This window comes from Psychromonas algicola, assembly GCF_004378355.1.
Taxonomy (GTDB): Bacteria; Pseudomonadota; Gammaproteobacteria; order Enterobacterales; family Psychromonadaceae; genus Psychromonas.
The window spans coordinates 1-1,170 of the sequence record NZ_SNUB01000068.1 but is presented as its reverse complement, the minus strand read 5'-3'; the positions used below and the strand labels follow the sequence as shown (position 1 = coordinate 1,170).

Sequence of the window (1,170 nt, the reverse complement as noted above, 5' to 3'; positions counted from 1 at the left end):
TAGACACTGTTTAGGTGTTGTATGGTTAAGTGAATAAGCGTGCACGGTGGATGCCTAGGCAATTAGAGGCGATGAAGGACGTGGTAATCTGCGATAAGTCCAGGGGAGTTGATAACAAGCGTTATATCCTGGAATTTCCGAATGGGGCAACCCGGCACTTAGTGTCATCGTTATGTGAATACATAGCATAGCGAAGCAAACGAGGGGAACTGAAACATCTAAGTACCCTTAGGAAAAGAAATCAACCGAGATTCCGACAGTAGCGGCGAGCGAAATCGGAACAGCCCTTAAGCTGTTTAAAAGTTAGTGGAAGGCTCTGGAAAGTGCCACGATACAGGGTGATAGTCCCGTACACAAAAACTTCTTTACAGTGAAAACGAGTAAGACGGGACACGAGAAATCCTGTTTGAATATGGGGGGACCATCCTCCAAGGCTAAATACTCCTAATTGACCGATAGTGAACCAGTACCGTGAGGGAAAGGCGAAAAGAACCCCTGTGAGGGGAGTGAAATAGAACCTGAAACCGTGTACGTACAAGCAGTAGGAGCGGATTTATTCCGTGACTGCGTACCTTTTGTATAATGGGTCAACGACTTAATTTCAGTAGCAAGGTTAACCGTTTAGGGGAGCCGTAGGGAAACCGAGTCTTAACTGGGCGAATAGTTGCTGGGATTAGACCCGAAACTTGGTGATCTAGCCATGAGCAGGTTGAAGGTTGAGTAACATCAACTGGAGGACCGAACCCACTAATGTTGAAAAATTAGGGGATGACTTGTGGCTGGGGGTGAAAGGCCAATCAAACCAAGAGATAGCTGGTTCTCCTCGAAAGCTATTTAGGTAGCGCCTCATGTATCACTGTTGGGGGTAGAGCACTGTTAAGGCTAGGGGGTCATCCCGACTTACCAACCCTTTGCAAACTCCGAATACCAACAAGTGCAATCATGGGAGACACACGGCGGGTGCTAACGTCCGTCGTGGAAAGGGAAACAACCCAGACCGCCAGCTAAGGTCCCAAAGTATATGTTAAGTGGGAAACGATGTGGGAAGGCTTAGACAGCTAGGAAGTTGGCTTAGAAGCAGCCATCTTTTAAAGAAAGCGTAATAGCTCACTAGTCGAGTCGGCCTGCGCGGAAGATTTAACGGGGCTAAACATATCACCGAAGCTGCGG

General features: G+C 47.8%; 1 rRNA gene. It reads left to right on the top strand.

Going from position 1 to position 1,170, the window contains the following annotated elements:
• Positions 1–23: 23 nt before the first annotated feature.
• Positions 24–1,170, top strand: a 23S ribosomal RNA gene (locus tag E2R67_RS16345); the annotation flags it as partial.